The following is a 26,724-nucleotide window of genomic DNA, read 5'->3' as shown; positions in this document are numbered from 1 at the left end:
ACGGACCTCCGGCCCGGCCCGCATCATAGCTCCGGATCGGCAACGCCGCCGGGTGCCGCGCGCATCCGCTCACGCCGCCGGGCGTTCCTGCCGGCGCCGGCGCACGCCGAGCCAGAGCAGGGCGAGGCCGGTGAGCAGGACCGGCACCAGCGAGCCGAGGTTGAGCAGCGTCCACCCCTGGGTCGTCACCAGCGCGCCGGAAGCGAACGAGGTCAGCGCCATCGTCGCGAACACGGCGAAGTTGATCGCGGCCTGGGCCTTGTCCTTTTCTTCCGGCCGGTAGGCCTGCATCGCCAGCGTCGTACTGCCGGTGAACAGGAAGTTCCAGCCCACCCCGAGGAGGAACAGCCCGACCAGGAAGTGGTGCAGGTCCTGCCCGGAGAGCGCGACCGCGATGCACGCCGCATTGAGCACGACGCCCGCCCCCATGATGCTCAGGACGCCGAAGCGCTTGATCAGGTGGCCGGTGAAGAAGCCCGGCGCGAACATGCCGATGACGTGCCATTCGAGGACCAGCGCGGCATCGGCGAAGGGCATCCCGCACACATCCATCGCCAGCGGCGTCGCCGCCATCAGCAGGTTCATGACGCCGTAGCCGAGCGCCGCCCCGGCGGTGGCGACGATGAACTCGGGCTGGCGCGCGATCGCCCCCAGCGTGCGCCCGGACGCCGCACTGCCCACCCGCACCGGTTCGGGCGGGAAGCGGATCGCGGCCATCACCGCCATCGACGCCAGCGCCACCGCGGCGAGCGCGAGATAGGAGCCGAGGAAGGGCATTCCCAGCGTGTCGCGGGTATGGTTGGCGAGGTTGGGGCCGACCACCGCCCCGATCAGGCCGCCCGCCAGCACCAGCGAGACCGCTTTTTCGCGGAACGCGGGCGGCGCCAGCTCGCCCGCGGCAAAGCGGTAGAGCTGGCCGTTGGCGCTGTAATAGCCGGCGACCACGGTGCCCGCGACGAGCAGCCAGAAGCTCCCGATGGAGAGCGCGAACGCGCACAGCAGCACGCTCAGGAAGGCGACCAGCAGGCCGAGCTGGAACGAGACCTTGCGCCCCCAGCGCTGCTGGCTGCGCGCCACCAGCCCGGTCGACAGCGCGCCGCCGACGACGTAGCCCATCACCGGCAGCGTCGCCATCCAGGGGACCGACGCCAGGCGCAGCCCGACCAGCCCGTTGATGGCGATGAAGACCACGTTGTTGGTCAGGAACAGGCCCTGCGCGATCGCCAGCAGCCAGAGGTTCTTTTTCACCCGCTCGCCCTCACAGCGCGTGCGCCGAGGACGCCAGCTTCAGACCCAGCGCCGCCATCAGCCCACCGGCGGCGCGGTCGATCGACGCCTTGCAGCGCAGGTAGGTGCGGCGCGGCTGTGCCGCCGAAAGCATCACCGCGACCAGGGCATACCAGGCCGTCTCGATGACGAACACCAGGGCGGTGATCGCGATGCCGACCGCGAGCGCGGCGCCATCCGGCAGGAAGGCGGCGAAAACGCTCGCGTACACGATCGCGGCCTTGGGGTTGCTGAGCTGGGTGCCCAGCCCCAGGAGCAGCGATCGCAGCGCGCCGCCGCCGCCGTCGTCGCCCTCCCCGGGCGCGGCCCGCGCGGTCAGGGGCTGCTTCGCCCCGCGCCAGATCAGCACGCCGAGATAGATCAGGTAGATTCCGCCGCCGATCTTGAAGGCGACGTACAGAGCGGGGACGGAGACCAGCACCGCCTGCAGCCCGACCAGGGCCGCGACCGCGAACACGACGCCGCCGATGCCCATGCCGACCGCCGCCGCAAGTCCGTTCACGCGGCCGCGGCCGACCGCGGTGCGCGCGACCATGACGAAGCTGGGCCCGGGACTGACCGTGCCGACGATGAGGACGCCGACGATCCCTGCAAGTGAGAATAGTTCATGCATGATTTTTCCCGCGAAAGGCGGAGGATACCGCAGTGTGCCGGTTCGGGCAGCGGCACCGAAGAGCGGCGCGCACGCGCACGCACTCGGGCATACTGGCGCGCCCAGCGCCGGAGCGCCCCATGTCCTCGTCCCTCACCGACCTGCTCGCCGCCGCCCTCGCCGCCCGCGCGCCCCTGATCGAACGGCTCGCCGCCGAGCGGACCGACGCCTACCGCCTGTTCCACGGCACCGTCGAAGGCGCGCCCGGCCTCACCGTCGACCGCTACGGCGCCACCCTGCTGGTCCAGACCTTCCACCGCCCGCTCGAGCCCGGGCACCTCGCCGAGCTGCAGGCGTTCTACGCCGCCGCGCTGCCCGGCCTGGCGCTGGTCTGGAACGACCGCAGCGGCCGGCACTCGCGCATCGCCAATGCGCTTCGGCCCGAGCACCAGGCGCGGGCCGAAGCGCCCGGCGAATTCAGCGAACTCGGCGTGCGCTACCGCTTCCAGGCGCGCCACGGCGGGCAGGACCCGTGGCTGTTCCTCGACCTGCGCGCCGCGCGCCGGCGGGTGATGGAGGAGGCGGCGGGCAAGTCGCTGCTCAACGTCTTCGCCTACACCTGCGGCGTCGGCGTCGCCGCCGCGAAGGCCGGCGCGCGCCACGTCGTCAATGTCGACTTCGCCGAATCCAGCCTCGCCGTGGGCAAGGACAACGCCCGCCTCAACGCGCTGCCGATCCGCCTGCGCTTCATCAAGTCCGACGCCTTCGCCGCCCTGCGCCAGTACGCCGGCCTCGGCCAGCCGAAGGTGGTGCGCGGCAAGCACCTGCCGCCGTTTCCCGTGCTCGGACCGCAGCGCTTCGAGCTCGTCTTCCTCGATCCGCCGCGCTACGCCAAAAGCCCGTTCGGGGTGGTCGACCTGATCAACGACTACGCCGCCCTGTTCAAGCCCGCCCTGCTCGCCACCGCCGAAGGCGGCACCCTGATCTGCTGCAACAACGTCGCCCAGGTGCACCGCGACGCCTGGCTCGAGCAGCTCGAACGCAGCGCGCGCAAGGCCGGGCGGGCGCTGCGTGAGGCGCAGTGGATCGTCCCCGAAGCGGACTTTCCCAGCATCGACGGCAATCCGCCGCTGAAAGTGCTGCTGCTGCGGGTGTAGGCTGCCGCACCGCCCTGGCCGTGCTGCCGCGCAGCGGCGATAATCGCACGCTGCGCGCGCGGATCAGGAATGCCGACCCCAACATGCCGACTCACCCGCCCCACCAATGACCCAGGCCCGCCACTGGCACCGCCTGAAGCGCCTGCTGCAGCGCGAGCTGCAGCAGCTGACGGCGATCAACCCGAGCGACCGCCTCTGGCAGATGCCGGTCGCGGCGGCGCTCGCCGCCGGCCTGCCGCTGCTCGTCGGGGTGTATTTCGGGCGCATGGATCACGGCCTGATCTCGATGCTCGGCGGGCTCGTGTTCCTGTATCTGCCCAACACCCCGCTGTCGCACCGCATGGTGTGGCTGATGGCCTGCAGCTTCGGCATGGCGGCCTGCTTCACGCTGGGGGTGATGAGCCACTTCTTTCCGCTGCTGATGACCTGGGTGCTGATCTTCATCGCCATCCTGGCCACCATGGTGTGCCGCTACTACGGCCTCGGACCGCCGGGCAGCCTGTTCTTCATCATGGCCGCGGCGATCGGCGCCTTCTCGCCGGGCGAAGTGCTGGAGGTGCCGCTCAAGGTCGGTCTGCTGACCATGGGCGCGCTCCTCGCGGTGCTGATCGCCTTCTTCTACAGCCTCTACAGCCTGCGCCTGCGGGCGGCCGAAGCGGTGCCCCCGCGCCCGCCGCCGAGCTTCGACTTCGTCGTCTTCGACGCCGTCGTGATCGGCGCCTTCGTCGGCATTTCGCTGGCGCTGGCCCAGGCCCTGCAGCTCGAACGCCCCTACTGGGTGCCGGTGAGCTGCCTCGCGGTGATCCAGGGCGTGTCCCTGCGCGCAGCGTGGAACAAGCAGCTGCACCGCGTCCTCGGCACCGCGATCGGCCTGCTGCTGTCCTGGGGCCTGCTGCTGCTGGCGCTGGACCCGTGGAGCATCGCCCTGCTGATGGTCGTGCTCGTCTTCGTCATCGAGACCACCGTGGTGCGCCACTACGGCTTCGCCGTGATCTTCATCACCCCGCTGACGATCTTCCTTGCCGAAGCCGCCACCCTCGGGCAGGCGACGCCCGCGGTGCTGATCGAGGCCCGCCTGATCGACACCGTGCTCGGCTGCGTCGTCGGCCTGGCCGGCGCGGCCTGCCTGCACAGCCCGCGCTTCCGGGCCGTCGCCGGCCGCCAGCTGCGCCGCCTGGCGCCGTCGCGCCTCATGCGCTGAACCGCCTCGCACGGCCGCGGCCCGGCGCCGATCATTGTCCGCCTGTTTCCCGGAGACCCTCTTGTCCCCCAGCTCACCGATCCGCTACGTCGAACCCGTGTTCCGCCCGCCGAGCGAGGCCGATTCGCTGATCCTGCCGCTCACCGACGGCTGCTCGTGGAACCGGTGCAGCTTCTGCGAGATGTACACCGCGCCGCAAAAGCGCTTTCGCGCCCGCGACGAAGCCGAGGTGCTGGACAGCATCCGCCACAGTGCGGAACGCTATGGTAGCCGCATCCGCCGCGTGTTCCTCGCCGACGGCGACGCCCTGGTGCTGTCCACGCGGCGCCTGCTCACCACTCTCGAGGCGATCCGCACCCATCTGCCGGCAGTGCACCGGGTGTCGAGCTACTGCCTCGCGCGCAACCTCAAGAACAAGTCCGTCACCGACCTGCGGGCACTCGCCGAGGCCGGCCTCAAGCTCGCCTACCTCGGCGCCGAATCCGGCGACGACGAAGTCCTCGCCCGGGTGAATAAGGGCGAAACCTTCGACTCGGCGCGCGCCGCCCTCGACAAGCTCGGCGAGGCCGGCATCGGCCGCTCGGTGATGATCCTCAACGGCCTCGGCGGCGAAGCGCTCAGCGCCCGGCATGCCGAGCACTCCGCCCGCCTGGCCAACGCCACCCAGCCCGAATACCTGTCGACGCTGGTGCTCACCCTGCACGGCGGCGGCACCCGCTTCCGCCAGGCCTGGCCGCAATGGCGGCCCCTCGCGCAGCACGGCCTGTTCCGCGAGATGGAACGCTTCCTCTCCACGCTGGAACTGCGACGCACCGTGTTTCGTGCCGACCACATCTCCAATGCGCTGGTGCTCAAGGGCACCCTCGGCGCCGACAAGGCGCGCCTGCTGGCCGAAGTCGGCCGCGCCCTCGAACACCCCGAGGCGGCGCCCCTGCGCCCGCCATGGACACGCAGCCTGTAGCGCCCGCCCCCGATCGCGGCCCACCCCCTTACCCTGGACCCAGCCCCTGGACTAATATCGAAGCTCGGTATCGAAGCCCGATCGGCTGCCGCGACCTGCTCCAGGCCCCGCCGCCCGCCCACCGGTGAGGACTCGAAAATGACCCGTTTATCGCTGCTCGCGCTCATCGCCTCCCCGCTCATCCTGTCGGCCTGCGCAACCCCGCCGCAAGCGCCCGCCGCCCAGGCCCCCGCCGCCGTCACCGCGCACCGCGACGGCCAGCTCGACTTCGACCTTGCCAGCGGCCGCTACGACTGCGAGCACGGGCAGCGCGTCGGCGTGCACCGTGAACTCCAGGCCGCCGTCAACCACCGTATCGAAATCGACTGGCAGGGGCGGCGCTACCGGCTCGAGCGCGACCCCTCCCACTCCGGCCTGCCGCGTTTCGAAGACCGTTCCAGCGGCCTGGTATGGATCGATCTGCCCTGGAAGAGCGTGCTGCTCGACGGCAGGACCCACAAACCCCTCGCCAGCGAATGTCGCATGGCGTAGCGCCACACCCGCAGACGGACCAAGCCTGCGGACCAGCCGCCGAACGCCGGGGCGGGCAGGGGAGATGCGGGGGCGGTGACGGCAGCGAACATTGCTTACGATCCGGTTCCACCGAAGTCCGCGGCCGGGCGGGTAAACTCCGCCCTTCCTGCCGCCCCGGCAGCCCGGAACCCGCCTTCCGCTCCCCGCTTTCCGCTGCGGCACTTCTATGCACCTGCTCCGCCTCCTCGTCCTCCTCCTGCTTCCCCTGCTGTCGCTGCAGGCCGCTGCCCAGGCACCCGTGCCGCCCGCCGCCGCGGACGTGGGCGCCCGGCTCGACGCCCTCGCCGAACGCAAGCTCGCCGAAGCCGAGCACCGCAGCGCCCAGCAGGCACTGGAGCAGGCCCTGGAGCAGCTCGCTGCCGCCGCCGACTACCGCCAGCAGCTCGCCGCCCTGAAGGAAAAGCTCGGCAGCGCACTGCCGCGCACCGCCGACGCCCGGCGCCAGCTCGCCACCCTGCAGGCCGGCAACGGCCACCTCCCTGAATTTGCCGCGGACACCTCGCCCGCACAGCTCGAAGAACGCCTCGCCGAGCGCAACACCGCGCTCGCCGGATGGCAGCGCCGCCTGGACGAAGCCAACACCCTGCTGGTGGACTCGCGCACCGGCCCGGAGCGCGCCCAGACCGAGATCAGCGCCAACCAGGCACGGATGGCAGCGATCGAGGCCGCGCTCAAGAGCGGCCGCGAACCTGACCGCGACAGCCGCCCGCTCGGCAGTGAGCGGCGCGATGCGCTCGCCGCGGAATGGCACGCACTCGAGGCCCAGACCGCGCTACGCCGGGAGGAGCTCGCCGGCAACAGCCTGCTGCAGGATCTCGGCCAGGCCCGCCACGACCTCGCCAGCCTGCAGGTGCAGCGCCTGGGGCAGCAGATCCAGGTGCTGCAGGCGGCGATCAACGCCCGGCGCAGCGCCAATGCGGTGGAAGCGGTGGAAACACTGGAGGCGGCCGCCGGCGAAGGCCGGCACGCCGGCGCCGGCGGCCTGCTCGCGCGCGAAGCCGCTGCCAACCAGCAGCTCTCGGACTACCTGCTGCGCACCACCGAGCACCTCAACACCCTGACCCAGCGCAATCTCGCCACCCGCCAGCAGCTCGACAGCCTGAACCGCAACCGCAGCCTGATCGACGAACAGATCGAGGTGCTCCAGGGCAGCCTCCTGCTGTCGCGCATCCTGCTCGAGCAAAAGCGCGCGCTGCCGCAGCCCGCGGTCGATGCGCAGCTCACCGAGCAGATCGCCGACATCCGCCTCTACCAGTTCGAGATCAACAAGCAGCGCGAACAGCTCGCCCAGCCCGCCGCCTACGCCGAGCGCCTGCTCGCCCAGGCGCCCGCCGAAGAGGCCGACGGCGCCCTGCGCGAACAGCTCGGCGCCCTGCTCGCGGCACGCGCGGAGCTGCTCGAACGGCTCAATCGCGAACTCAGCGCCCTGCTCAACGAATCGATCACGCTGCAGCTCAACGAACGCCAGCTCCAGACCACGACCGACAACCTGCGCACCACCCTCGATGAGCAGATGTTCTGGATTCCGAGCAACCGTCCGCTCGACTTCGGCTGGCTGCAGGCCCTGCCCGGCGCACTTCACGCCCAGCTCGGCGCGATTCCCTGGCAGTCCGCCAGCACCGAGCTGTGGACCGGGCTGCAGGCGCGCCCCTTCCTGTTCCTGCCGGTGCTGCTGCTGACCCTGATCCTGCTGTGGCGGCGGCGCTGGCTGCGCGCCCGGCTCGACGGCGTGCACGCCGACATCGGCTACGTGCGCCGCGACAGCCAGCTCCACACGCCGCTGGCGATCCTGTTCAACGTCCTGCTGGCGCTGCCGGTGAGCCTGCTGCTCGCCCTCGCCGGGCTCGCCCTGCAGATGGACGCCCGCGGCCAGAACGCCAGCCTGGGTGCGGCGCTGGTGCAGATGGCCGAAGCCTGGCTGGTGTTCTACACCGCCTACCGCGTGCTCGAACCGGGCGGAGTCGCCGAGCGCCATTTCCACGTCGCCGGGGCGCTGACCCGCGAGCTCTACCTGCACATGCGCCACCTCGGCCTGGTCGTGCTCGCCGTGGTCGCCATCGTCACCATCGCCGAACGCCAGCCCGAGGGGCTCGCCGACGACGTTCTCGGCCTGCTCACCCTGCTCGCCGGCTACGCCTCGATGGCCTGGCTGATGGGCCGCCTGCTGGTGCACAAGTCGAGCGCCACCCGCCCTTCGCCGCTGCGCGCCGCGCTCGCGGTCGCCCTCGCGCTGATGCCGCTGGCGCTGATCGGCGCGCTCCTGACCGGCTACTACTACACCGCACTGAAGCTCACCGGGCGCCTGATCGACACCCTGTTCGTGCTCATCGCCTGGCGCCTGCTCGAAGCAATGCTCCGCCGCGCGCTCGAAGTCGCCGCCCGCCGCCTCGTCTACCAGCGCGCAGTCGAGCGCCGCGAGGCCGCCGAACGCGAAGGCCGGACCGGCGCCGACGGCGATGACATCGCCGACATCCCCAGCCTCGACGTCGACAAGATCAACCAGCAGTCGCTGCGCCTGCTCCGCCTCGGCCTGCTCGGCGGTCTGCTCGGCGCCCTGTACTGGGTGTGGGCCGACCTGATCACCGTGTTCGCCTACCTCGACAACATCGTCCTCTACCAATTCACCGCCGCAGACGGCAGCAGCGGCACCCCGATCAGTCTGCGCGACGTCCTCGGCGCGCTGCTGATCGCCGGCATCGCCTTCATCCTCGCCGCCAACCTGCCCGGCCTGCTCGAAGTGCTGGTGCTGTCGCGCATGAAGCTGGCGCAGGGCAGCGCCTACGCCGCCACCACCTTGCTGTCCTACGTGATCGCCGGCGTCGGCATCGTCGCCACCTTCGCCACCCTCGGGGTGAGCTGGGACAAGCTCCAGTGGCTGGTGGCGGCGCTGTCGGTGGGGCTGGGTTTCGGCCTGCAGGAGATCTTCGCCAACTTCGTCTCCGGCCTGATCATCCTGTTCGAGCGCCCGGTGCGGATCGGCGACGTGGTCACCATCGGCAACGTGTCGGGCACGGTCAGCCGCATCCAGATCCGCGCCACCACGATCACCGACTTCGACCGCAAGGAAATCATCGTCCCCAACAAGGCCTTCATCACCGGGCAGCTGATCAACTGGTCGCTGACCGACACCGTCACCCGGGTCACGGTCAAGGTCGGCGTGGCCTACGGTGCGGACCTGGAACTGACCCGCCGGCTGCTGCTGCAGATCGCCAAGGACAATCCGCGCGTGCTCGAGGAGCCTGCCCCGCTGGCGCTCTTCCTCGCCTTCGGCGCCAGCACCCTCGACCATGAACTACGCATCCATGTGCGCGAACTCGCCGACCGCAACGCCGCGATCGACGAAATCAACCGCGCCATCGACCGCCTGTTCCGCGAACACGGCATCGAGATCGCCTTCAACCAGATGGACGTCCACATCCGCAGCGTCGCCGACGGCAGGGAAGCGAAACTGCAGACGGTGATGCCGCCACCGGCGGGCGAGGGCAGCGGGCAGTGATGCCGGAAAGGAGGCTCAGGCGTCCGGCCCGGGCGGGCGCCCGCTCTCTTCCCCGGTGCGCACTTCGCGGATCACCTCGCCTTCGATGACCAGGCCGCGGGCGCTGCCATGGGCGCCCGCGGCCTGGTCCTGCGCGCGCATCCGGGCCTCGCCCTGGGCGCGCATCGTCTTGCGCAGCGCGCGCGTCTTCCACCACAGGTAACCCCACGCCGCCGCCCCGACGGTCAGCACCACGGCGAACAGCACCACCGAGAACATCAGCGCGAGGCTGAACACCGCCACCGCGACGACGACGGCGACGAGCTTCTGCAGCAGCGAGGGAGGCGCACCGTCGCCGCGCTGGAGCTTGTCGAAAAGGCCGGAAAATCGGGGATCCCTGTACATGAGCATTTCCTGAAATAACGTGCACCGCCGTGCTGCGCCGCATCGCCGGAGTCAGAGCCCGCGGCGTTCAAAAGATTCCGCCCGCCGCGCCGGACCCGCGGGACGGCTCGCCGGTTTTGCGGCACGCGGCGGAAGCGGGCATTTTCGCCCAAATGCAACGCGCGCGCCGCTCCCGGCCGAAATCTCCATCCCGCCCCCCGGAACCGCCGCGATCCGCGCGCACCGGCGAGGAATCCGGCGCCGGGCGGCGCCGTGCCCCTCACCGCTCAGGGGCGCAACACGAACAGCAGCGCCGACAGGGTCACCACCGACAGCACGGTGGACAGGAACACCGCCGAGGCCACCGTGGCCTGGCAGACGTCGTAGCGCTGGGCAAACAGATAGGGCGTGATTCCCGCCGGCAGCGCCGCCAGCACCACCCCGGTCACCACCCACAGCGGCGGCACGTCGAACACCTGGGTCGCCAGCAGCCACACCAGCAGCGGATGCACCCCCGTCTTCAGCGCCACCAGCAGCGCCGGCTCCTTCAGGTTGCCGCCCAGGCTGTAGCGCGTCAGCGAAGCGCCGAGGGCGAACAGCGCGCACGGCGTGGCGGCGCTGCCCAGGCCCTTGGCCACCGCATCCAGCGGCCCGGGAATCTGCAGTCCGGCGAGAGCGAACAGCAGCCCGCACGACAGCCCCCAGATGATCGGCGTGGCGAGCACGCTCTTCATCAGCTTCGCCAGCATCGCCCCGACCGACTCCTGTCCGCCACGGGCGCCTTCGATCAGCGCGGTGGTCGGTGGCAGCATCAGCAGGCTGTGGCAGGCGATCATCACGAACAGCGGCAGCGCGGCGGAGTCCCCGTAGGCGGTCATCACCAACGGAATGCCGAGCATGCCGGTATTGGAGAAGGCGCCGCCGAGGCCGAGCACCGCCTGCTCGTCGAGCCGGCGCGCGAACAGCCAGCGCCCGCCGAGCATCGCCAGCGCGAACACCGCGAACGCGCCCAGGTAGTACGACAGCAGGTAGCCCCAGGGCATCGCCGCGGGCAGCTCGGCCTGGGCGATCGCGCGAAACAGCATCAGCGGCAGCGCGAAGTTGAACACGAACAGCGACAGCCCGCGATTGGCGGCGTCGTCGAACACACCGCAGCGCGCCGCGGCGTAGCCGAGGCCGAGGGTGCCGAACACCGGCAGGATGATGCCGAAGATGATGTCCACTGCGGTTTCCTTGCGCGTTCCGGCCGGCGCCGGAGGGCAGACGCCCCCCGCGCCGCCGGCGCTTCGTGTCAATGGGCCCGGCGGCCGGCCCGGGTCGGAGATGATGGTCCCGCCGCAAGACCGCATCAAGTCGGAAAAACGCGGATTGCGGGCCGCACCGGCGACACCGCGAGCGCACCCGGCGATGCGGCGGGGGTGGCAGCGCCTGCCCCCGGCAACAGCGGCGGCGCGCAGCTGTCCAACTCCCGGTACACGGCCCGGCGCCGCGGGGAAATCACCGGTATCCCCGGCAGCGGCCTCCGGCGACCCTGGCCTGGCCACCCCGATCGTGCAAGATGAACATTATTCCGGCGCAAGGAGCTTCCATGACCCGCATCGAAACCGACAGCCTCGGCCCCGTCGACGTCCCCGCCGCCGCCTACTGGGGGGCGCAGACCCAGCGCTCGCTAGCCCATTTTGCGATCGGCGAGGAGCGCATGCCGCTCGCCCTGATCCACGCACTGGCCCTGATCAAGAAGGCCGCCGCCCGCCTCCACGCCCGCAGCGGGGCGCTGCCCGCCGAGCTTGCCGCGCTGATCGGGCAGGCCGCCGACGAGATCCTCGCCGGCCGCCACGACGACCAGTTCCCGCTCGCGGTGTGGCAGACCGGCAGCGGCACGCAGAGCAACATGAACGTCAACGAAGTCATCGCCGGGCGTGCCAACGAGCTCGCCGGGCAGGGCCGTGGCGGAAAATCCCCGGTACATCCGAACGACCACGTCAATCGCGGCCAGAGCTCGAACGACTGCTTTCCCACCGCGATGCACATCGCCGCCGCCCGCGCCGTGCACGAAGATCTGCTGCCCGCGGTCACCGAGCTGTCGAACGGCCTCGCGCTGCAGGCCGAGCGCCATGCCGGCGTGCTCAAGACCGGGCGCACCCACCTGATGGATGCGACCCCGATCACGTTCGGCCAGGAGCTGTCGGCTTTCGTCGCCCAGCTCAACACCGCCGCCCACGCGATCCGCGCCACCCTGCCGGCAGTGTGCGAGCTCGCCCAGGGCGGCACCGCGGTCGGCACCGGGCTCAACGCCCCACCCGGTTTCGCCGCCGCGATCGCCGCCGAGCTCGCTGTGCTGACCGGCCTGCCGCTGACGAGCGCACCGAACAAGTTCGCCGCGCTCGCCGGCCACGAAGCGCTGGTCGCGCTCTCCGGCGCGCTGAAAACGCTCGCGGTGGCGCTGATGAAGCTCGCCAACGACCTGCGCCTGCTCGGTTCCGGCCCGCGCGCGGGCTTTGCCGAAGTGAAGCTGCCGGCCAACGAGCCGGGCAGCTCGATCATGCCCGGCAAGGTCAATCCGACCCAGTGCGAAGCCCTGTCGATGCTTGCCTGCCAGGTGCTGGGCAACGACGCCGCGATCGCCTTCGCCGCCAGCCAGGGCCAGCTCCAGCTCAACGTGTTCAAGCCGGTGATCGCGCACAACCTGCTGCAGTCGATCCGCCTGCTCACCGACGGTTGCCGCAGTTTCCAGCATCACTGCGTGGCCGGCCTTGAAGCGGACGCGGGGCGCATGGCCGAACATCTCGAGCGCAGCCTGATGCTGGTGACCGCGCTCAATCCGCACATCGGTTACGACAAGGCGGCGCAGATCGCCAAGAAGGCGTGGGCCGAAGACACGACGCTGCGCGCCGCGGCGCTCGCGCTCGGCTTCACCACGGCGGAAGAGTTCGACGCCTGGGTGCGCCCCGAGCATATGCTCGGCGACTGAAAGCTGCATCCGGATGTATCCGGAAGCCGCCGCCCGGGAGGGGGCCGCCGCCCCGCACCGCTGCCGTGCTCGCAGGCGGGGCAGCGGGCGGGGCAGCGGGCGGCACGCAACATTATGAAACCGCGCCGCAGAATCATTTGCCGGCCGGCGCACTCAAACTTGCACATGGAGCGGACAAACGGCGCACACCGTGTTCCGCTCGGGCAACGATACGGAGGCTGTCATGAAGACCCGAACCCTGATTTCTGCCGCGCTGGTCGTTCTCGCCGCCACTGGCTGCGCCACCTGGGACGGGATGTCCTCGCGTGAAAAAAGCGCTGCGATCGGCGCCGGCGTGGGCGGCGTGGCCGGTGCGGTCGTAACCGACGGCGGCCTCCTCGGCACCGTGGGCGGCGCCGCGATCGGCGGTGTCATCGGCGACCAGGTCGGCAAGAGGAAGTAAGCCGTCCCCAGCCCTGTCGCAACCCGGTTTTCCCTGTGTTTCCTGTTCTCCTCTTTCGGGCACAGCGGCCACCCTTGGCCGATGTGCCCTTTTCTCATTCGGCGTGGAGCCGGGCGAGGATCGCCTTGGTCATCCGCTGCGCCATCGGGATCGCGATATAGGCCGCCACCGCCGCCATCGGCCAGGCGATGGCGAACGCCTTCAGCCACAAGCCGATGAAGTCCGGGCGCAGGCCGAGGTTGATCCAGGTGACGAGCGCCGTCATCAGGAAGGCCATGATGCCGGCCATGATCACCGGCTGGATGTGTTGAGGTTTGAGGCGCATCGAAGAGGGCGGGCGGGAAACGGAGAATCGCGCATTATCGTCGATCGGAGCGGCTCCAGCGGCGCCGCAGCGCCGATTCGATCGATCGGCGCGCACATCGAATCACCGATACGGCCAGCACCCGGGCGCACTCGCCCGCGCCACCGCCTTCATTGCCGCGGAGAGGGCTCTTCCCGCCAGCGCCGCAGCACGCGCTGGAAGAACAGGCTGTTGGGCACCTGCAGAACCTGGCCGCCGCCCTCCTCGCGCAACGTGGTGTAGATCAGGTTGATGTCGACCACCTCGCCCTTGAGCCCGGGCTTCTCGCCGTTCTCCAGTAGCTCGACGTGGTCGTGCAGGCGGAAGGGGCGCGCAGTGAAGATCAGCAGCGTGCAGAAAATGTTCGACAGCACGCTCCAGGCGGCGAAGAAAGCCACCGCGGCAACGGCGGCAAAGCCGGTGAAGGCGGTCCACAGCACCGTGCCCGAGACGCCGAAGCGGTCGAGAATCAGCAGGACCGCACCGGCGTAGATGACGAAGGCGAGGCCACGGCGCGCGCCCATCATCAGTTCGGGCGGCAGGCTGTACACCGCGCCGAGGCGGCGGATCAGGCGCCTCAGCAGCATGGCCAGCAGCCAGGCGCCGGACACGATGACGACGATCTGCGCGCCCAGTTCGATGATCTCCAGCCAGGGGACGGCCCAGTTGGGCAGCAGCAGCTTCAGGCTGCCGAGGAAACGGTCGGACACGGCGGGGCGGGCTCCCGGAAAAAGGACGGAGACCGCATTGTAGAGGCGGAAGCTGCCCGCCCGCGCGGCAGAAAAGCCTGTCTCACCCGACACTTGGTAGAATCCGCAGGTCCGCCAGCGCGCGCGTCCGCCGCGCAGTCCCCCTTTTACCCAACCTGGTTGTCTCCCTTGTCTTCCACTCCGTTTCCGCCCGAACTCCTGCGCGACGTCGAAAAGCGCCGCACCTTCGCCATCATCTCCCACCCCGACGCGGGCAAGACCACGCTCACCGAGAAGCTGCTGCTGTTCGGCGGCGCGATCCAGCTCGCGGGCACGGTGAAGGCGCGTAAATCCGCCCGCCACGCCACTTCCGACTGGATGGAAGTGGAAAAGCAGCGCGGCATCTCGGTGACCAGCTCGGTGATGCAGTTCGAGTACCAGGGGCACACCATCAACCTCCTCGACACCCCGGGCCACGAGGACTTCTCCGAGGACACCTACCGCGTGCTGACCGCGGTCGACGCCGCGGTGATGGTGATCGACGCCGCCAAGGGGGTGGAAGTGCAGACGATCAAGCTGCTCGAAGTCTGCCGCCTGCGCAACACGCCGATCATCACTTTCATCAACAAGCTCGACCGCGAAGTGCGCGAACCCTTCGAACTCCTCGCCGAGATCGAGGACGTGCTCAAGATCGGCTGCGCGCCGGTGACCTGGCCGCTGGGCATGGGCAAGGCCTTCCGCGGCGTCTACCACCTGCTCCAGGACCAGGTGCTGACCTTCATCCCGGGCGAGGAGCGGCGCAGCGACGCCGAGGTGCTGAAGGGCATCGGCAACGCCGTGCTGGATGAGCGCTTCCCGCTCGAAATCGGCCAGCTGCGCGACGACGTCGAACTGCTCAACGACGCCTCGCCGCCCTTCGACCTCGACGACTTCCTCGCCGGCCGCCAGAGCCCGGTGTTCTTCGGCTCGGGGATCAACAACTTCGGCGTGCAGGAGATCCTGCAGGCGCTGATCGACTGGGCACCGCCGCCGCAGGCGCGCATCGCAGGGACGGGCGCAACCGGCACGCGCATGGTGCAGCCTGCCGAACCGGCATTCACCGGTTTCGTGTTCAAGATCCAGGCCAACATGGACCCCAAGCACCGCGATCGCATCGCCTTCTTCCGCATCTGCTCGGGGCGCTACAGTTCGGGCATGAAAGTGCGCCACGTCCGTGCCGGGCGCGACATGAAGCTCGCCAACGCGCTGACCTTCATGGCCAACGAGCGCGTGATCATGGAGGACGGCGTCGCCGGCGACATCATCGGCATCCACAACCATGGCCAGCTGCAGATCGGCGACACCCTGACCGAAGGCGAGGCCCTCGGCTTCAAGGGCATTCCCTATTTTTCGCCGGAACTGTTCCGCGCCGCGCGGCTACGCGACCCGCTCAAATCCAAGCAGTTGCAGAAAGGCCTGCAGGAGCTCGGCGAGGAAGGCGCGATCCAGGTCTTCGAGCTCGAAGGCGGCCAGCTCCTGCTCGGCGCCGTGGGCGTGCTCCAGTTCGAGATCGTCGCCCAGCGCCTCAAGGACGAGTACAAGGTCGATGCGATCTTCGAGTCCGCCGACATCCACACCGCGCGCTGGCTCACCTTCCCCGACGACACCACCCGGCGCAACTTCGAGTACGAACAGGCCCTGCGCCTGGGCAAGGACATCGACGGCAACCCGGTGTACCTCGCCACCAGCCGCTACAACCTGGAAGTGACGGCAGAGAAGTGGCCGAAGGTGAGCTTCCACGCCACGCGCGAGCACGGGCAGGTGCTGGGCTGAGCTGCAGCGGCAGGGGGCGGGCTCAGACGCCCCCCGTTCGATCCGCCGCCGTATCGCCGTCGGCAGCGGCTTCCACCCAATACGTCTGCTTGTGCCCGTGCGCCGCAATAGCGCGCGCCGCTGCCTCCGCCTCGTCCCGGCGTGCGAACACCGCCACCACGAAGCGGTTGCCGTTGTCGTCGAGCCGCCACAGTACCCAGCGCGAAGTCTCTTCCATGGCGTGCACCGCCCCCGACTGTTCCCGTGGCCGGTGGTCGAAGCCTGCCGAATGAAAAGTCCCGAAGTCCGCCCGGCGTGCCACTTCACTTTCCGGAGACAATGCCCTCGACCACTTTCCTGCCTTCGGAATAGAGCGCGACCTGGCCGTCCTCGAACTCCACGTTCATGCAGCCGGTGTTGCCCTTGAGCTTGCCGTCGAGCCATTCGCGGCAGTAGCGGGCCTGGTCGTCGACCCACCAGCGCGCCTTCGCGCCGGTGCTGTCGGTGAGCGTGCCGTCGCTGCCGAACTTCAGCGTGTACGCCGCTTCGGTGCGCAGATAGACACCGATGAAGGTGGCGCCGGTGAGCAGTTTTTCGACCTCGGCCTTGTCGGTGATGAAATTCTGTGCCAGCACGCCGCCAGCAGCCGTACCCAGGGTCAGCGCCGCCAGCAGGGCGCGCGCGGTGTTTCCAAGCTCGAACTTCATGTCGATCCTTTAATCCGGTTCACTGAAACGCTTCTGTACCCCCTGCAGCCAGTCTTGCCGTACTCAGGCGCGCGCACCGAGCTTTCCGACTAGGCCACGCAGGGTTTCGTGCAGGTCGGCGGGCATCACCACGACCTTGGCGCTGCCGGACTCGCCCAGTTTTTCCAGCGCGGCGATGTATTTCTCGCCGAGCAGGTACATCATCGGTCCGGCCTCCTCGCCGATGCTGGCGGTGACACGGCGGATCGACTCGGCCGAAGCCTCGGCCAGCATCACCTGCGCGCTCGCATCGCGCTTGGCGGACTCGAGGCGCGCCTCGGCTTCGAGGATCGCCGCCTGCTTGGCGCCTTCGGCCTTGGTCACCGCGGCTTTGCGCTCGCGCTCGGCGGCGGCCTGCAGTTCCATCGCCTTCTGCATCGACGGTGAAGGCTTGATGTCCTGAATCTCCACCGACTTCACCGTCAGCCCCCAGTCCACCGCTTCGTCGGCGATGCTCTCACGCAGCCGGGCCTTGATCTTGTCGCGCGAGGACAAGGCCTCGTCGAGCTCCATCTCGCCGACAATCGAGCGCAAGGTCGTCATGATCAGGTTGCGGATCGCCTCCGAGAAGTCGGTCACCCCATACACCGCCTTGACCGGGTCGGTGACTTTGACGAAGGCGATCGCGTTGGTCAGGATCACCGCGTTGTCGCGCGTGATCACTTCCTGTTCCTGGACGTCGAGGATGATGTCCTTGGTGACCAGCTTGTAGGCGACGTTGTCGAGGTAGGGGATCAGGATGTTGAGCCCCGGGCGCAGCGTAGCGTGGTACTTGCCGAGACGTTCGACCACCCATTCCTCGCCCTGCGCCACCAGGCGCACCCCCTTGGCGATGGTGATGACAACAAAAATCAGCACTGCAACGGCAATCGCCAGGCCTTCGGTCATGACCACTCCCCCGCTTCGTGATTGTTCAGGCCTTCGCCACCTTGACGAAGCTGCCTTCGACGCTGACCACACGCACCCGCTCGCCGGCCGCGATCGCACTCTCGGCCATGCAGGCCCATTCCTCGGCGCCCAGCACCGGGCGCTGGAAGCGCACCCGGCCGCGCTCGAAGGGCGCCACCGCGCTCACCAGCAGCCCCACTTCACCGATCACCTCGCCACCCGCGGTACCCACCAGGGTCTTGTGCTGCGAGCGCTTGAACACCCGGAACCACAGCACCGTCATCGCCACCGAAGCGACGACCCAGGTCGAGATCTGCGCCGTCAACGACAGGTCGGCCTGCACCAGCAGCACCAGCCCGACCAGCATTGCGCCGAAACCGAACCAGAGGACGAAGAACGTCGGCACCGCCAGTTCCAGCAGCACCAGCGCCAGGCCGGCGATCTCCCAGTGCCACCATTCGATGATCAGGGTGTTTTCCATGGCGGCACTGTAACGCAGCTTTGTCCTGCCGTGGTTCCGAAAGGCATACCGCCTGCCGCCGGATGGGCCACGACCCGGTGGACAAGCTGTGGCCCGGGGGAGGGTGAAATTGTGAACAAGTCGTAAAAACGCTCCCGACCCTTTTTCCATCAACAAACCGTCCCGCCTTTCCCGCACGCCTGTCCATCCTCTTGTACAGAGGACAAAATGTTGTTTACAAAAAACAAAAACGTGTTATCCACAGAAATGGGCAGTGCATTGTTTTTATAGTCTTTTAAAAGATTTAAAAACCCTATAACAAACCAGAACAGGCAGAACGGCCTGTGGCATGTCCCCAGGCCGCTTTACTACCAGACCAACGTTCAGAAAGGAGGATCGTCCGCAGTCGCCAGTGCAGGCGCGGGATCATGAGTGGAAGCGGAAACGGCTTCGCCACCGATCTCGCCGCCCAGAGCGTCCACCACGGCAGGCAACAGATGCGACAGTTCGCCGGTCATCAGGGCGAACTCGGCGTTGAACACGGCTTCGGCGTCGTCCTTGTCGGCCTCGCCGAGCTGGTCACGGACGATATCGAGGAAATCCAGGCGCTTGATCTCGAGCTTTTCGGTAAGCACGAAGCTGATCCGGTCGTCGAACGTCAGCGCCAGCCGGGTCGGCAGCTTGCCGGCTTCGAGATGGCCCTTGACCTCGTCGCCTTCCAGCGGATGGCGCACGTAGCGCACCGCGGCCTTGTCCTCGGCGATCGAGCGCAGTTCGCAGTCCTGGTCGATGGTGAACCCGGCCGGCGCTTCGCCACCGGCGAGCCAGTCGGCCATCGCCGACATCGGCGAACGTTCGGTACGCAGCAGGGTGAGCGGGAAGCGGTCGAGGCTGTGGCGCAGCTGCTCGATCAGATCCTCGGCCTTGCTCTGGCTTGCGGCATCGACCACGAGCCAGCCATTCACCGGGTCGATCCAGGCGAACAGGCGGCGGCGGCGGGTGAACGCGCGCGGCAGCAGCTCCTGGGTGATCTGCTCGCGCAGCTCCTTCATCTGCTTGCGCCCGAGTTTGTAGCCCTGCTGCTCGGCCAGCTCCTCGGCACGCTCGTCGGCTTCCTGCTTGACCACGGCCGACGGCAGCAGGCGGTGCTCGAAGCCGAGCGCGACCAGCCATTGGCCGCCGACCGCATGGACCAGCGCTTCATTGCCCAGCGGCGCCAGCCAGCCACGGCTTTCCATGTCCTGGCTGGCGCAAGGGTGGAAGGGCTTCTTCGCCAGTTGCGCCTCGAACTGCTCGAGGGTGATGTCCCAATTTGCGGGAAGGCGGTAGATCTGCAAGTTCTTGAACCACATCGGCGTGTCATTCCTGTTGGACTGAGGGGAAGGGAAAACGAAACGGTGCGCGGTGCGCACGCATGCCTGCACTGCACCCACTGCGGCGCAGTGCAGGCATGCGGGGAAAAGGCTTACTGCTGCAGGCCGCCGGATTCGGCGATCATGCGGATGACGCGCACGGTATCGACGTCGGACTGGTGGTAGGCCGCGCGCACGAACTCGGCATAGCGTCCATCCTCGCCGCCTTCGGGCAGCGTCGTGCGATAGCAAAAGCGCAGGAAGAGGGCGCCTTGCTCAGGCTCCTCGATACTGATCGTCAGGCTGCCGCCGGCGTGTTCGGGCGTCGCTTCGGACTCGAAGCGGATCCATTGCAGCGGCTCGAACGTGACCCGGTCGCGGATCACGGCGTGGCCGAAGTGCAGGCTGCGCACCATGGTGGTGTCGCTGCGTTCGACGATGCGGCAGGCTTCGAGGCCGGGGAGGAAGGCGCGCGCGTCCTCGGCCCGGCACAGCAGGCCGAACCACAGCTCTTCACGCGTCAGCAGGGTCTGCAGGGGATTGGCGAGGTCATTGACCTCGATCAGGTGCTCGAATTTCAAATCCATCTCCGGAACGCCCCGGGGCCACGGTGCCGTGCACCGCTCTGCGCCGGAGGAAGCCGGCGAATCCGGGGCGGATGAGGCTTCCCCGACGACGGGCAGGGGCGCAGTTTACCCCGCACCGGCGCGCAGCCGGGATAACATGCGCGCCATGCAACTCGAACGACTTCTCCATGCCCAGGGCTTCGGCAGCCGCAAGGAATGCCGCGCCCTGGTCCGCAGCGGCTACGTCAGCGTGGCCGGCGCCGTCTGCGATACACCCCATGCCGAATTCGACCCCGGCAGCAGCGATGGTTCGCCCGGGCTCGAATTCAGCGTCGATGGCAAGGTCTGGCACTTTCGCGCCCAAGCCTACATCGTGCTGCACAAACCGGCGGGCTACGAATGCTCGCACAAGCCCACTTTCCACCCTTCGGTGTTCACCCTGCTACCTGCGCAGCTGCTGGAACGCGGCGTGCAGTGCATCGGCAGGCTGGACCAGGACACCACCGGGCTGCTGCTGCTGTCGGACGACGGCCAGTTCATCCACCAGTGGAGCTCGGGCAAGAAGCGCACCCCCAAGGTCTATGAGGTGACGCTGAAGCATGCGGTGGACGAAGCCTTCGTCGCCACCCTGCTGGGCGGCGTCCAGCTCCACGACGAACCGGAACCGATCGCCGCCACGGCCTGTGTGCTCACCAGCCCGACGACCTTGCGGCTGACGATCCGCGAAGGCAAGTACCATCAGGTCAAGCGCATGATCGGCGCCGCCGGCAACCGCGTCGAAGCGCTCCACCGCAGCCGCGTCGGCGGCCTGGAACTGGATGCCGGGCTCGCTCCCGGGCAATGGCGCTGGCTGGAAGCGGCCGATCTGCGCCAACTCGCGGACTACGACCGCGATCCGGCCTGAAGCACCGGTTCAGAAGCGCATTTCGAGGTTGGCCCCGACCGCCCAGCGCTGCTCGCGTTCGGGCTCTTCGTCGCCCTTCGGCCAGAAATGGCCGGCGATCAATTCGCCGATCAGCCAGTCCCGATACACCGGCTGCTGCCATTTGACGCGCACGCCGTATTCGCTGAGCTTGTCCCGCATCCCGGTTTCGCCGGTTGCGACGAGCTCGCCCGAGAGTACGCGCTGATCGCCGAATTGCCTGAACAGGCCGAGGCTGCTCGACCAGGCGAAGCCGTCGGTTTCCTTGGTGATCGTGGCCGCGTTCTGCCAGTGCAACGCCAGCGCCGGAGTGAAGGCGTGCTCGTAGTTGAACGACGTGGTCGAGCCGAAATGGTCCTTGACCGTCCAGAACACCGTTTCCCTGAACTCGATCCGGTCCTGTACCGACAAGGCCCACTGCTTGCGCAGGCGGGCCTGGGCATAGACCTTGTAGCCGCCGCGCACCCCCGCACGCAGGTCGATGTTCCGGCGCAAGGCGTAGCCGAGCCCGATGAAGCCGCTCTGATCCTCTTTGCGCCGTTCTTGCAGTAGCTGCTGCTCGCGGGTGAAGGTTTCCGGCTGGTCGGTGACCAGTTCGCGCTCGTTCTGGCGGCCAAGGAAGATGTAGGCCTTCTCGCGCAGGTTGGGCAGATCGAAGCGGGCGCGCAGGCGCACGTTGGTGTCCCAGCCTTCGTCCTGGCGCCAGAGCAAGCGCAGCCCCAACCGGCCGTGGGTCACTTTGCCGCCGTCTTCGAAGGGACGGTCGCCGAACCAGTCATTCACCGTTTCCCCCAGCCACACCGTCAAGCCGCGCACTTTCGTCCGGGTCTGCTCGAGCAGGCCGGTTTCCTGCGCGTCTTCATTTTCGCGGGGGGTCGTAGTCGCCGGGGGAGACAGGCCGAGCTGAGCGACTGCGGATCCGGTGGGGACGAGAAGCAGGAAAAGGCAAGGAATAGCGTGTCGTGGCGTCACGATGATGTCCCCCAAGCGCTGAGATTGCCAACTGCCATCCAGCTGCCGCTGCCCGCTGCGGTGCGCCGGCCCGGTCCTGCATATCGAAGAGCTTCTGTCGGGCATTCTACGCTTTCGAAATGATGTCGGGTTTGCTCCGGCGGGCCTTGGGGCGTGCTTCGCAGCATCGTGTTTTGTTCTTCTGTTTTTCTATTTATTTAAATAACAAAGAAGTAAACAGTCGGCCAAAATCTGTGGATAAGTCGGCTGTGCCCTTTCCGTGGCAGCGTTTGAACCATGGAACAAGAGGTTGGCAAGGCGGTTCGTCCCGTGTGCGCGAAATGTCCATGCTTTTTTCCGGTTTGCGGATTTGTCCGGTTGTCCACATATTCTCCTGCCTCTTTTCCCAGGATTGCTCACCGAAATGATGTCTTTGCCCGAAAATTCCCGACCCCGTTGGGAAATCTTCTGCCAGGTTGTGGATAACTTTGGGGATATCGGCGTCTGCTGGCGGCTGGCCTGTGATCTGGCTCTGCGCGGGGAAGGCGCGGTCCGGCTCTGGGTCGATGACTGGTCGGTGCTCGGGCGCATCTGTCCGCCGGCGCGGGCGATCGATCCCGACCGTGGGGGCGTGGTCGCGGGAGTGGAGCTGCGCCGCTGGGGCGAAGCTTTTCCCGTGCTCGTGCCCGGTGAAATCGTCATCGAGGCCTTCGCCTGCGAGCTGCCGGAGGCGCATCTGCAGGCGATGGCGCGCCAGGCCCGGCGCCCGGTGTGGATCAACCTCGAATACCTGTCGGCGGAGGACTGGGTGGCAGGCTGCCACGGCCTGGCTTCGCCCCATCCGCGCCTGCCCCTGGTGAAGCATTTTTTCTTTCCCGGCTTCGATACGGACAGCGGCGGACTGCTGCGCGAAGCCGACCTGTTGGCGCGGCGCGATGCCTTCGTTGCCGATCCTGTCCGCCGTGCGGCGTGGCGGGCAGGGCGCGGGCCGGTGGCGGAGGACAGCCTGTGGGTGTCGCTGTTCGCCTACGAGCAGCCCGGCCTGGCGGCGCTGATCGGTGCCTGGCAGGGCGGGAGCCGGGCGATCGAGCTGCGGGTGCCGGAGTCGCGCGTGCTCGGCGACCTGGCGCGCGCGCTCGGTGTCGACGCGCTGCGGGCGGGCGATCGCCTGCAGCGCGGCCGCCTGGGGGTGCAGGTGCTGCCATTTACCGACCAGGCCGGCTACGACGAGCTGCTGTGGGCGTGCGATCTGAATTTCGTCCGCGGCGAGGATTCCTTCGTGCGTGCGCAGTGGGCGGCGAAACCCTTCGTCTGGCAGATCTACCCGCAGGCCGGGGCGGCGCATCGCGACAAGCTCGATGCCTTCCTCGGCCGCTATCTGGCCGGCGTGGCACCCGCGCCGGCCGCGGCCCTGGTCGCCCTGTGGCAGGCGTGGAACGGCTTCGGCACCAGTGCTGCCGCGCTGGCGCAGGCCTGGCCGGCGTTTTCCGAGGCCTTGCCGGCGCTCGATGCCCACGCCCGCCACTGGTGCGGGCGCCTGGCGGCCGGGGAAGATCTCGTTACACGCTTGACCAGATTCTGTTCCCACATCGAGGCCGTCACGGGGTAGAATCGCGCGCTTGAATTTTCAAGCACGTGCGGCCCCGGAGCCGCGCCGCTCATCTCAGGAAACAGCATGAAAACCGCTCAGGAACTCCGCTCGGGCAACGTCATCATGGTCGGCAGCGACCCGCTGGTGGTGCAGAAGGCCGAATACAACAAATCCGGCCGCAACTCCGCGGTCGTCAAGATGAAGCTCAAGAACCTGCTCACCGGCGCGCCGTCCGAGTCGGTGTACAAGGCCGACGACAAGTTCGAAGTCGTCGTCCTCGAGCGCAAGGAAGTCACCTACTCCTACTTCGCCGACCCGATGTACGTGTTCATGGACGCCGACTACGAGCAGTACGAAGTCGAAGCCGACAACATGACCGATGCGCTCAAGTACCTCGAAGACGGCCTGCAGTGCGAAGTGGTGTTCTACAACGGCAAGGCGATCTCGGTCGAACTGCCCAACAGCGTGGTGCGCGAAGTCGTCTATACCGAACCCGCGGTCAAGGGCGACACTTCGGGCAAGGTCTTGAAGCCGGCCAGGATCTCGACCGGTTTCGAGCTGCCGGTGCCGGCCTTCGTCGAAATCGGTGACAAGATCGAAATCGACACCCGCACCGACGAGTACAAGAACCGCGTCAAGTAAGTGCCGCCGTTCCATCGCCAAAAGGGCCCGCGCGGCCCTTTTGTTTTTGGCTGTGCCGAACTGCGCGTCTCCAGCGCGGTCTTTCTGCGCACGGTGTCACCGATTTCGATCCACTCCCCGAGCGCTCTGCCATGAAGCCCCTGATTCTCGCTCTTGCCGTTCCGGCCAGCATCCTGCTCGCCGCCTGTGCTCCCGACACTCCGGCGGAAAAGGCGGAAAAATCCGCAGCCGAAGCGGCCGCCGCCGCGCGTGAGGCCCTGGACAAGGCGGGTGAAGCGGCGAAGAAGCTCGGTGAAGCCGGCGCCGCCGCAGCGCAGGCGATCGTCGAAACTTCCGAGCAGAAGGTGCGCGACGAAGTCGAGGCGGCAGGCAAGGAAGAAGCGGTGCGCGATGCCAAGGAAGCGGCCGAACATGCAGCGCAGCGCATTGCCGAAGCCACGCGTGATGCCGCTCAGCGGCTCAAAGAAGCGGGCAAGGACGCGATCGAAAGCGTGCGCCCGAAAGCGGACGTGGCCGAGAGCGGCGCGGCGCCGGCGCCGGTCGAGGAACGCCGCCTCGACCATCCGGCCGCGGGCGAGACGACGCGCTGAAGCCATCCTGGATCGAAAGGCGGCCTCTCGAATCCATGGGTTGATGCCGATCCGGCTCCCGGATATGGATGCCGTCTCCGCACTCCCCCCGCCGATGCCCTCTGCCAGCCTGCGCGTGCTCGCCGTCATCCCGCCGATGACGCAGCTCAACACGCCCTACCCCTCCACCGCCTATCTCACCGGCTTCCTGCGTTCGCGCGCCATCGACGCGGTGCAGGAAGACCTCGCCCTCGCCCTGGTGCTGCGCCTGCTGTCGCCCGCCGGGCTGGACGCGATTCGCGCCCGCGCCGAGGCCCTGCCGAAAAAACGGCGCACGCCGCTGGTCCAGGGCTTTCTCGACCATTTCGCCCGTTACCGCTACACCATCGGCCCGACCATCGCCTTTCTCCAGGGGCGCGACCCGACTCTCGCCCACCGCATCGCCAGCCGCACTTTCCTGCCCGAAGGGCCGCGCTTCGATGTGCTCGACGCCTACCTTGACCCCGACGATCCCGACGGCGGCGATCCGCTGGCCTGGGCCTTCGGCGCGCTCGGTCTCGCCGACCGCGCCCGCCACCTCGCCACGTTGTACCTCAACGAACTTGCCGACCTGCTGCGCGAGGCGGTCGATGCGCGCTTCGAGTTCGTCCGCTACGCCGAGTCGCTGGCGATGAGCCAGCCCACTTTCGAACCGCTCGCCGCCGCGCTGGCCGCGCCGCCCACCCTGGTCGACGCGTATCTGAACGAGCTCGCCCTCGAAGCCGTTTCCCGCCACGCACCGCAGGTGGTGCTGGTGTCCACCCCCTTTCCCGGTTCGGTGTACGGCGCCTTTCGCATCGCCCGGGCAATCAAGGCGCGCCACCCCGCAGTCGTCACCGTGCTCGGCGGCGGCTTCGTCAACACCGAGCTGCGCGAACTGGCCGAGCCGCGCGTGTTCGACGACTTCGACTACGTCACTCTGGACGATGGCGAGCGCCCGCTGCTCGCCCTGCTCGAACACCTGCAGGGCAAACGCGAGCGCGCGCGCCTGGTGCGCACGTTCGTGCGCGATGCCGACGGCGCGGTGCGCTATCTCGACTGTGCCGAGCCCGACGTGCCCTTCGCCGAGATCGGCACCCCGACCTGGGACGGCCTGCCGCTCGAGCGCTACCTGTCGGTGCTCGACATGCTCAACCCGATGCACCGGCTGTGGTCGGACGGGCGCTGGAACAAGCTTACCGTGGCCCACGGCTGCTACTGGAAGAAGTGCAGCTTCTGCGACACCAGCCTCGACTACATCGGCCGCTACGACGGCGCCGCCGCCAGCGTGCTGGTCGATCGCATCGAGGCGATCATCGCCGAGACCGGGCAGAGCGGCTTTCACTTCGTCGACGAGGCGGCGCCGCCGAAAGCCCTGCGTGCGCTGGCCGAGGAGCTGCTGCGGCGCGGGGTGGCGATCTCGTGGTGGGGCAACATCCGCTTCGAGAAGTCCTTCACGCCCGAACTGTGCCGCCTGCTCGCCGACAGCGGCTGCATCGCGGTCTCGGGCGGGCTGGAAGTGGCCTCCGACCGCCTGCTGAAGCTGATGAAGAAGGGTGTCTCGGTGGAGCAGGTGGCGCGCGTCACCCACGCCTTCAGCGAAGCCGGCGTGCTGGTCCATGCCTACCTGATGTACGGCTTCCCGACCCAGACCGTGCACGACACCGTGGATGCGCTCGAATACGTGCGCCAGCTGTTCGCCGCCGGCTGCATCCAGTCGGGCTTCTTCCACCGCTTCGCGTGCACCGTGCATTCGCCGGTGGGCAAGAATCCGGAGGAATTCGGTGTCACCCTGGTGCCGCTGCCGAAGGTCACGTTCGCGAACAACGACATCGCCTTCATCGACCCCACCGGCGTCGACCACGACCGCCTCGGCAAGGCGCTCAACAAGGCACTCTACAATTACATGCACGGCATCGGCCTGGAGGCCGACGTGCGCCAGTGGTTCGACGAGCGCGTGCCGCGGCCGCGGGTGGGGCGCCGGTTCATCGCCCAGGCGCTGCAGGTGGGGGAGTTGTGAACCGGCGCCACCGCCGGCGGTGGCATCCGCAACGGCAACAAGCCGACCGTGCGATTGGACGACGAAGCGGTACTTTGTCACACTCGCCCGTGGCTGCGGCTGGTGGCTGCCGCCGCCGTCTGCAATAACGAGA

Annotated in this window: 26 protein-coding genes; 13 read left to right on the top strand and 13 right to left on the bottom strand. The window is 68.2% G+C overall.

What is annotated here, in order from left to right; all coding sequences use genetic code 11:
* Positions 1-69: 69 nt before the first annotated feature.
* Together MXC99_RS12560 and MXC99_RS12555 are read right to left on the bottom strand one after the other, a co-directional pair.
* Complete coding sequence (locus MXC99_RS12560) at positions 70-1,248, bottom strand: MFS transporter (protein WP_247725779.1); 1,179 nt, start codon at positions 1,246-1,248, stop codon at positions 70-72.
* A gap of 10 nt (positions 1,249-1,258) precedes the next feature.
* Positions 1,259-1,900: a LysE family translocator gene (locus tag MXC99_RS12555; protein WP_247725778.1), complete on the bottom strand. Its 642-nt coding sequence runs from the start codon at positions 1,898-1,900 to the stop codon at positions 1,259-1,261.
* 119 nt (positions 1,901-2,019) lie between these two features.
* Between MXC99_RS12555 and MXC99_RS12550 the strand changes: the two genes are divergently transcribed.
* From MXC99_RS12550 to mscK, 5 genes are all read left to right on the top strand, one after another.
* Positions 2,020-3,036 (top strand): class I SAM-dependent rRNA methyltransferase, encoded by a 1,017-nt coding sequence (locus tag MXC99_RS12550; RefSeq protein WP_247725777.1) that lies wholly within the window; start codon positions 2,020-2,022, stop codon positions 3,034-3,036.
* A gap of 106 nt (positions 3,037-3,142) precedes the next feature.
* The gene (locus tag MXC99_RS12545; RefSeq protein WP_247725776.1) at positions 3,143-4,237 is read left to right on the top strand and encodes an FUSC family protein; all 1,095 of its coding nucleotides are present in this window, start codon (positions 3,143-3,145) and stop codon (positions 4,235-4,237) included.
* A gap of 61 nt (positions 4,238-4,298) precedes the next feature.
* A complete protein-coding gene (locus MXC99_RS12540) occupies positions 4,299-5,198 on the top strand; it encodes a radical SAM protein (protein ID WP_247725775.1) in 900 nt (299 codons plus the stop codon).
* A 138-nt stretch (positions 5,199-5,336) separates the two neighbouring features.
* A complete protein-coding gene (locus MXC99_RS12535) occupies positions 5,337-5,729 on the top strand; it encodes a hypothetical protein (protein WP_247725774.1) in 393 nt (130 codons plus the stop codon).
* A gap of 208 nt (positions 5,730-5,937) precedes the next feature.
* On the top strand, positions 5,938-9,267 hold the full coding sequence (mscK, locus tag MXC99_RS12530; RefSeq protein ID WP_247725773.1) for a mechanosensitive channel MscK: 3,330 nt from the start codon (positions 5,938-5,940) through the stop codon (positions 9,265-9,267).
* Between the two features lie 15 nt (positions 9,268-9,282).
* Here the strand turns inward: mscK and MXC99_RS12525 are convergent, their stop codons facing one another.
* Complete coding sequence (locus MXC99_RS12525) at positions 9,283-9,651, bottom strand: hypothetical protein (protein WP_247725772.1); 369 nt, start codon at positions 9,649-9,651, stop codon at positions 9,283-9,285.
* A 266-nt stretch (positions 9,652-9,917) separates the two neighbouring features.
* On the bottom strand, positions 9,918-10,853 hold the full coding sequence (locus MXC99_RS12520; RefSeq protein ID WP_247725771.1) for an AEC family transporter: 936 nt from the start codon (positions 10,851-10,853) through the stop codon (positions 9,918-9,920).
* Between the two features lie 365 nt (positions 10,854-11,218).
* On the opposite strand from MXC99_RS12520, the gene MXC99_RS12515 reads away from it, so the two are divergent.
* Positions 11,219-12,601: a class II fumarate hydratase gene (locus MXC99_RS12515; protein WP_247725770.1), complete on the top strand. Its 1,383-nt coding sequence runs from the start codon at positions 11,219-11,221 to the stop codon at positions 12,599-12,601.
* 223 nt (positions 12,602-12,824) lie between these two features.
* Positions 12,825-13,043 (top strand): glycine zipper 2TM domain-containing protein, encoded by a 219-nt coding sequence (locus MXC99_RS12510; RefSeq protein ID WP_247725769.1) that lies wholly within the window; start codon positions 12,825-12,827, stop codon positions 13,041-13,043.
* 94 nt (positions 13,044-13,137) lie between these two features.
* Here MXC99_RS12510 and MXC99_RS12505 read toward each other — a convergent pair whose 3' ends face one another.
* Both MXC99_RS12505 and MXC99_RS12500 read right to left on the bottom strand, forming a co-directional pair.
* Positions 13,138-13,368, bottom strand: coding sequence for a DUF2798 domain-containing protein (locus tag MXC99_RS12505; RefSeq protein WP_247725768.1), 231 nt, complete (start codon positions 13,366-13,368; stop codon positions 13,138-13,140).
* A gap of 149 nt (positions 13,369-13,517) precedes the next feature.
* Positions 13,518-14,096 carry a mechanosensitive ion channel family protein gene (locus MXC99_RS12500; RefSeq protein WP_247725767.1) on the bottom strand — a complete coding sequence of 193 codons (579 nt, stop codon included), beginning with the start codon at positions 14,094-14,096 and terminating at the stop codon, positions 13,518-13,520.
* 168 nt (positions 14,097-14,264) lie between these two features.
* Here MXC99_RS12500 and MXC99_RS12495 point away from each other — a divergent pair, with 168 nt between their 5' ends.
* Positions 14,265-15,887: a peptide chain release factor 3 gene (locus MXC99_RS12495; protein WP_247725766.1), complete on the top strand. Its 1,623-nt coding sequence runs from the start codon at positions 14,265-14,267 to the stop codon at positions 15,885-15,887.
* Between the two features lie 22 nt (positions 15,888-15,909).
* Here MXC99_RS12495 and MXC99_RS12490 read toward each other — a convergent pair whose 3' ends face one another.
* From MXC99_RS12490 to MXC99_RS12465, 6 genes are all read right to left on the bottom strand, one after another.
* Positions 15,910-16,104 carry a hypothetical protein gene (locus MXC99_RS12490; RefSeq protein ID WP_247725765.1) on the bottom strand — a complete coding sequence of 65 codons (195 nt, stop codon included), beginning with the start codon at positions 16,102-16,104 and terminating at the stop codon, positions 15,910-15,912.
* An 85-nt stretch (positions 16,105-16,189) separates the two neighbouring features.
* On the bottom strand, positions 16,190-16,573 hold the full coding sequence (locus tag MXC99_RS12485; protein WP_247725764.1) for a hypothetical protein: 384 nt from the start codon (positions 16,571-16,573) through the stop codon (positions 16,190-16,192).
* A gap of 63 nt (positions 16,574-16,636) precedes the next feature.
* Positions 16,637-17,500 carry an SPFH domain-containing protein gene (locus MXC99_RS12480; protein WP_247725763.1) on the bottom strand — a complete coding sequence of 288 codons (864 nt, stop codon included), beginning with the start codon at positions 17,498-17,500 and terminating at the stop codon, positions 16,637-16,639.
* Between the two features lie 25 nt (positions 17,501-17,525).
* Positions 17,526-17,981: an NfeD family protein gene (locus tag MXC99_RS12475; RefSeq protein WP_247725762.1), complete on the bottom strand. Its 456-nt coding sequence runs from the start codon at positions 17,979-17,981 to the stop codon at positions 17,526-17,528.
* Positions 17,982-18,343: 362 nt separating this feature from the next.
* On the bottom strand, positions 18,344-19,312 hold the full coding sequence (locus MXC99_RS12470) for a recombination-associated protein RdgC (protein ID WP_247725761.1): 969 nt from the start codon (positions 19,310-19,312) through the stop codon (positions 18,344-18,346).
* 113 nt (positions 19,313-19,425) lie between these two features.
* Positions 19,426-19,893: an SRPBCC family protein gene (locus tag MXC99_RS12465; RefSeq protein WP_247725760.1), complete on the bottom strand. Its 468-nt coding sequence runs from the start codon at positions 19,891-19,893 to the stop codon at positions 19,426-19,428.
* Between the two features lie 142 nt (positions 19,894-20,035).
* Here MXC99_RS12465 and MXC99_RS12460 point away from each other — a divergent pair, with 142 nt between their 5' ends.
* Positions 20,036-20,782 carry a 16S rRNA pseudouridine(516) synthase gene (locus tag MXC99_RS12460; protein ID WP_247725759.1) on the top strand — a complete coding sequence of 249 codons (747 nt, stop codon included), beginning with the start codon at positions 20,036-20,038 and terminating at the stop codon, positions 20,780-20,782.
* A 9-nt stretch (positions 20,783-20,791) separates the two neighbouring features.
* Here MXC99_RS12460 and MXC99_RS12455 read toward each other — a convergent pair whose 3' ends face one another.
* Positions 20,792-21,772 (bottom strand): hypothetical protein, encoded by a 981-nt coding sequence (locus MXC99_RS12455; protein ID WP_247725758.1) that lies wholly within the window; start codon positions 21,770-21,772, stop codon positions 20,792-20,794.
* Between the two features lie 403 nt (positions 21,773-22,175).
* Between MXC99_RS12455 and earP the strand changes: the two genes are divergently transcribed.
* The 4 genes from earP to MXC99_RS12435 all read left to right on the top strand — a co-directional run bounded on the left by earP (position 22,176) and on the right by MXC99_RS12435 (position 26,591).
* Positions 22,176-23,360 carry an elongation factor P maturation arginine rhamnosyltransferase EarP gene (gene earP / locus MXC99_RS12450; protein WP_348772098.1) on the top strand — a complete coding sequence of 395 codons (1,185 nt, stop codon included), beginning with the start codon at positions 22,176-22,178 and terminating at the stop codon, positions 23,358-23,360.
* Between the two features lie 66 nt (positions 23,361-23,426).
* Positions 23,427-23,984 carry an elongation factor P gene (efp, locus tag MXC99_RS12445; protein WP_075146635.1) on the top strand — a complete coding sequence of 186 codons (558 nt, stop codon included), beginning with the start codon at positions 23,427-23,429 and terminating at the stop codon, positions 23,982-23,984.
* Positions 23,985-24,115: 131 nt separating this feature from the next.
* The gene (locus MXC99_RS12440) at positions 24,116-24,574 is read left to right on the top strand and encodes a hypothetical protein (protein WP_247725757.1); all 459 of its coding nucleotides are present in this window, start codon (positions 24,116-24,118) and stop codon (positions 24,572-24,574) included.
* Between the two features lie 94 nt (positions 24,575-24,668).
* Complete coding sequence (locus tag MXC99_RS12435; RefSeq protein WP_247725756.1) at positions 24,669-26,591, top strand: B12-binding domain-containing radical SAM protein; 1,923 nt, start codon at positions 24,669-24,671, stop codon at positions 26,589-26,591.
* Positions 26,592-26,724: the final 133 nt, after the last annotated feature.

Source organism: Thauera aromatica (assembly GCF_023093595.1).
Taxonomy (GTDB): Bacteria; Pseudomonadota; Gammaproteobacteria; order Burkholderiales; family Rhodocyclaceae; genus Thauera; species Thauera aromatica_A.
Note: the sequence above shows the minus strand (reverse complement) of the source record. Positions and strands in the feature narration are given on the sequence as shown.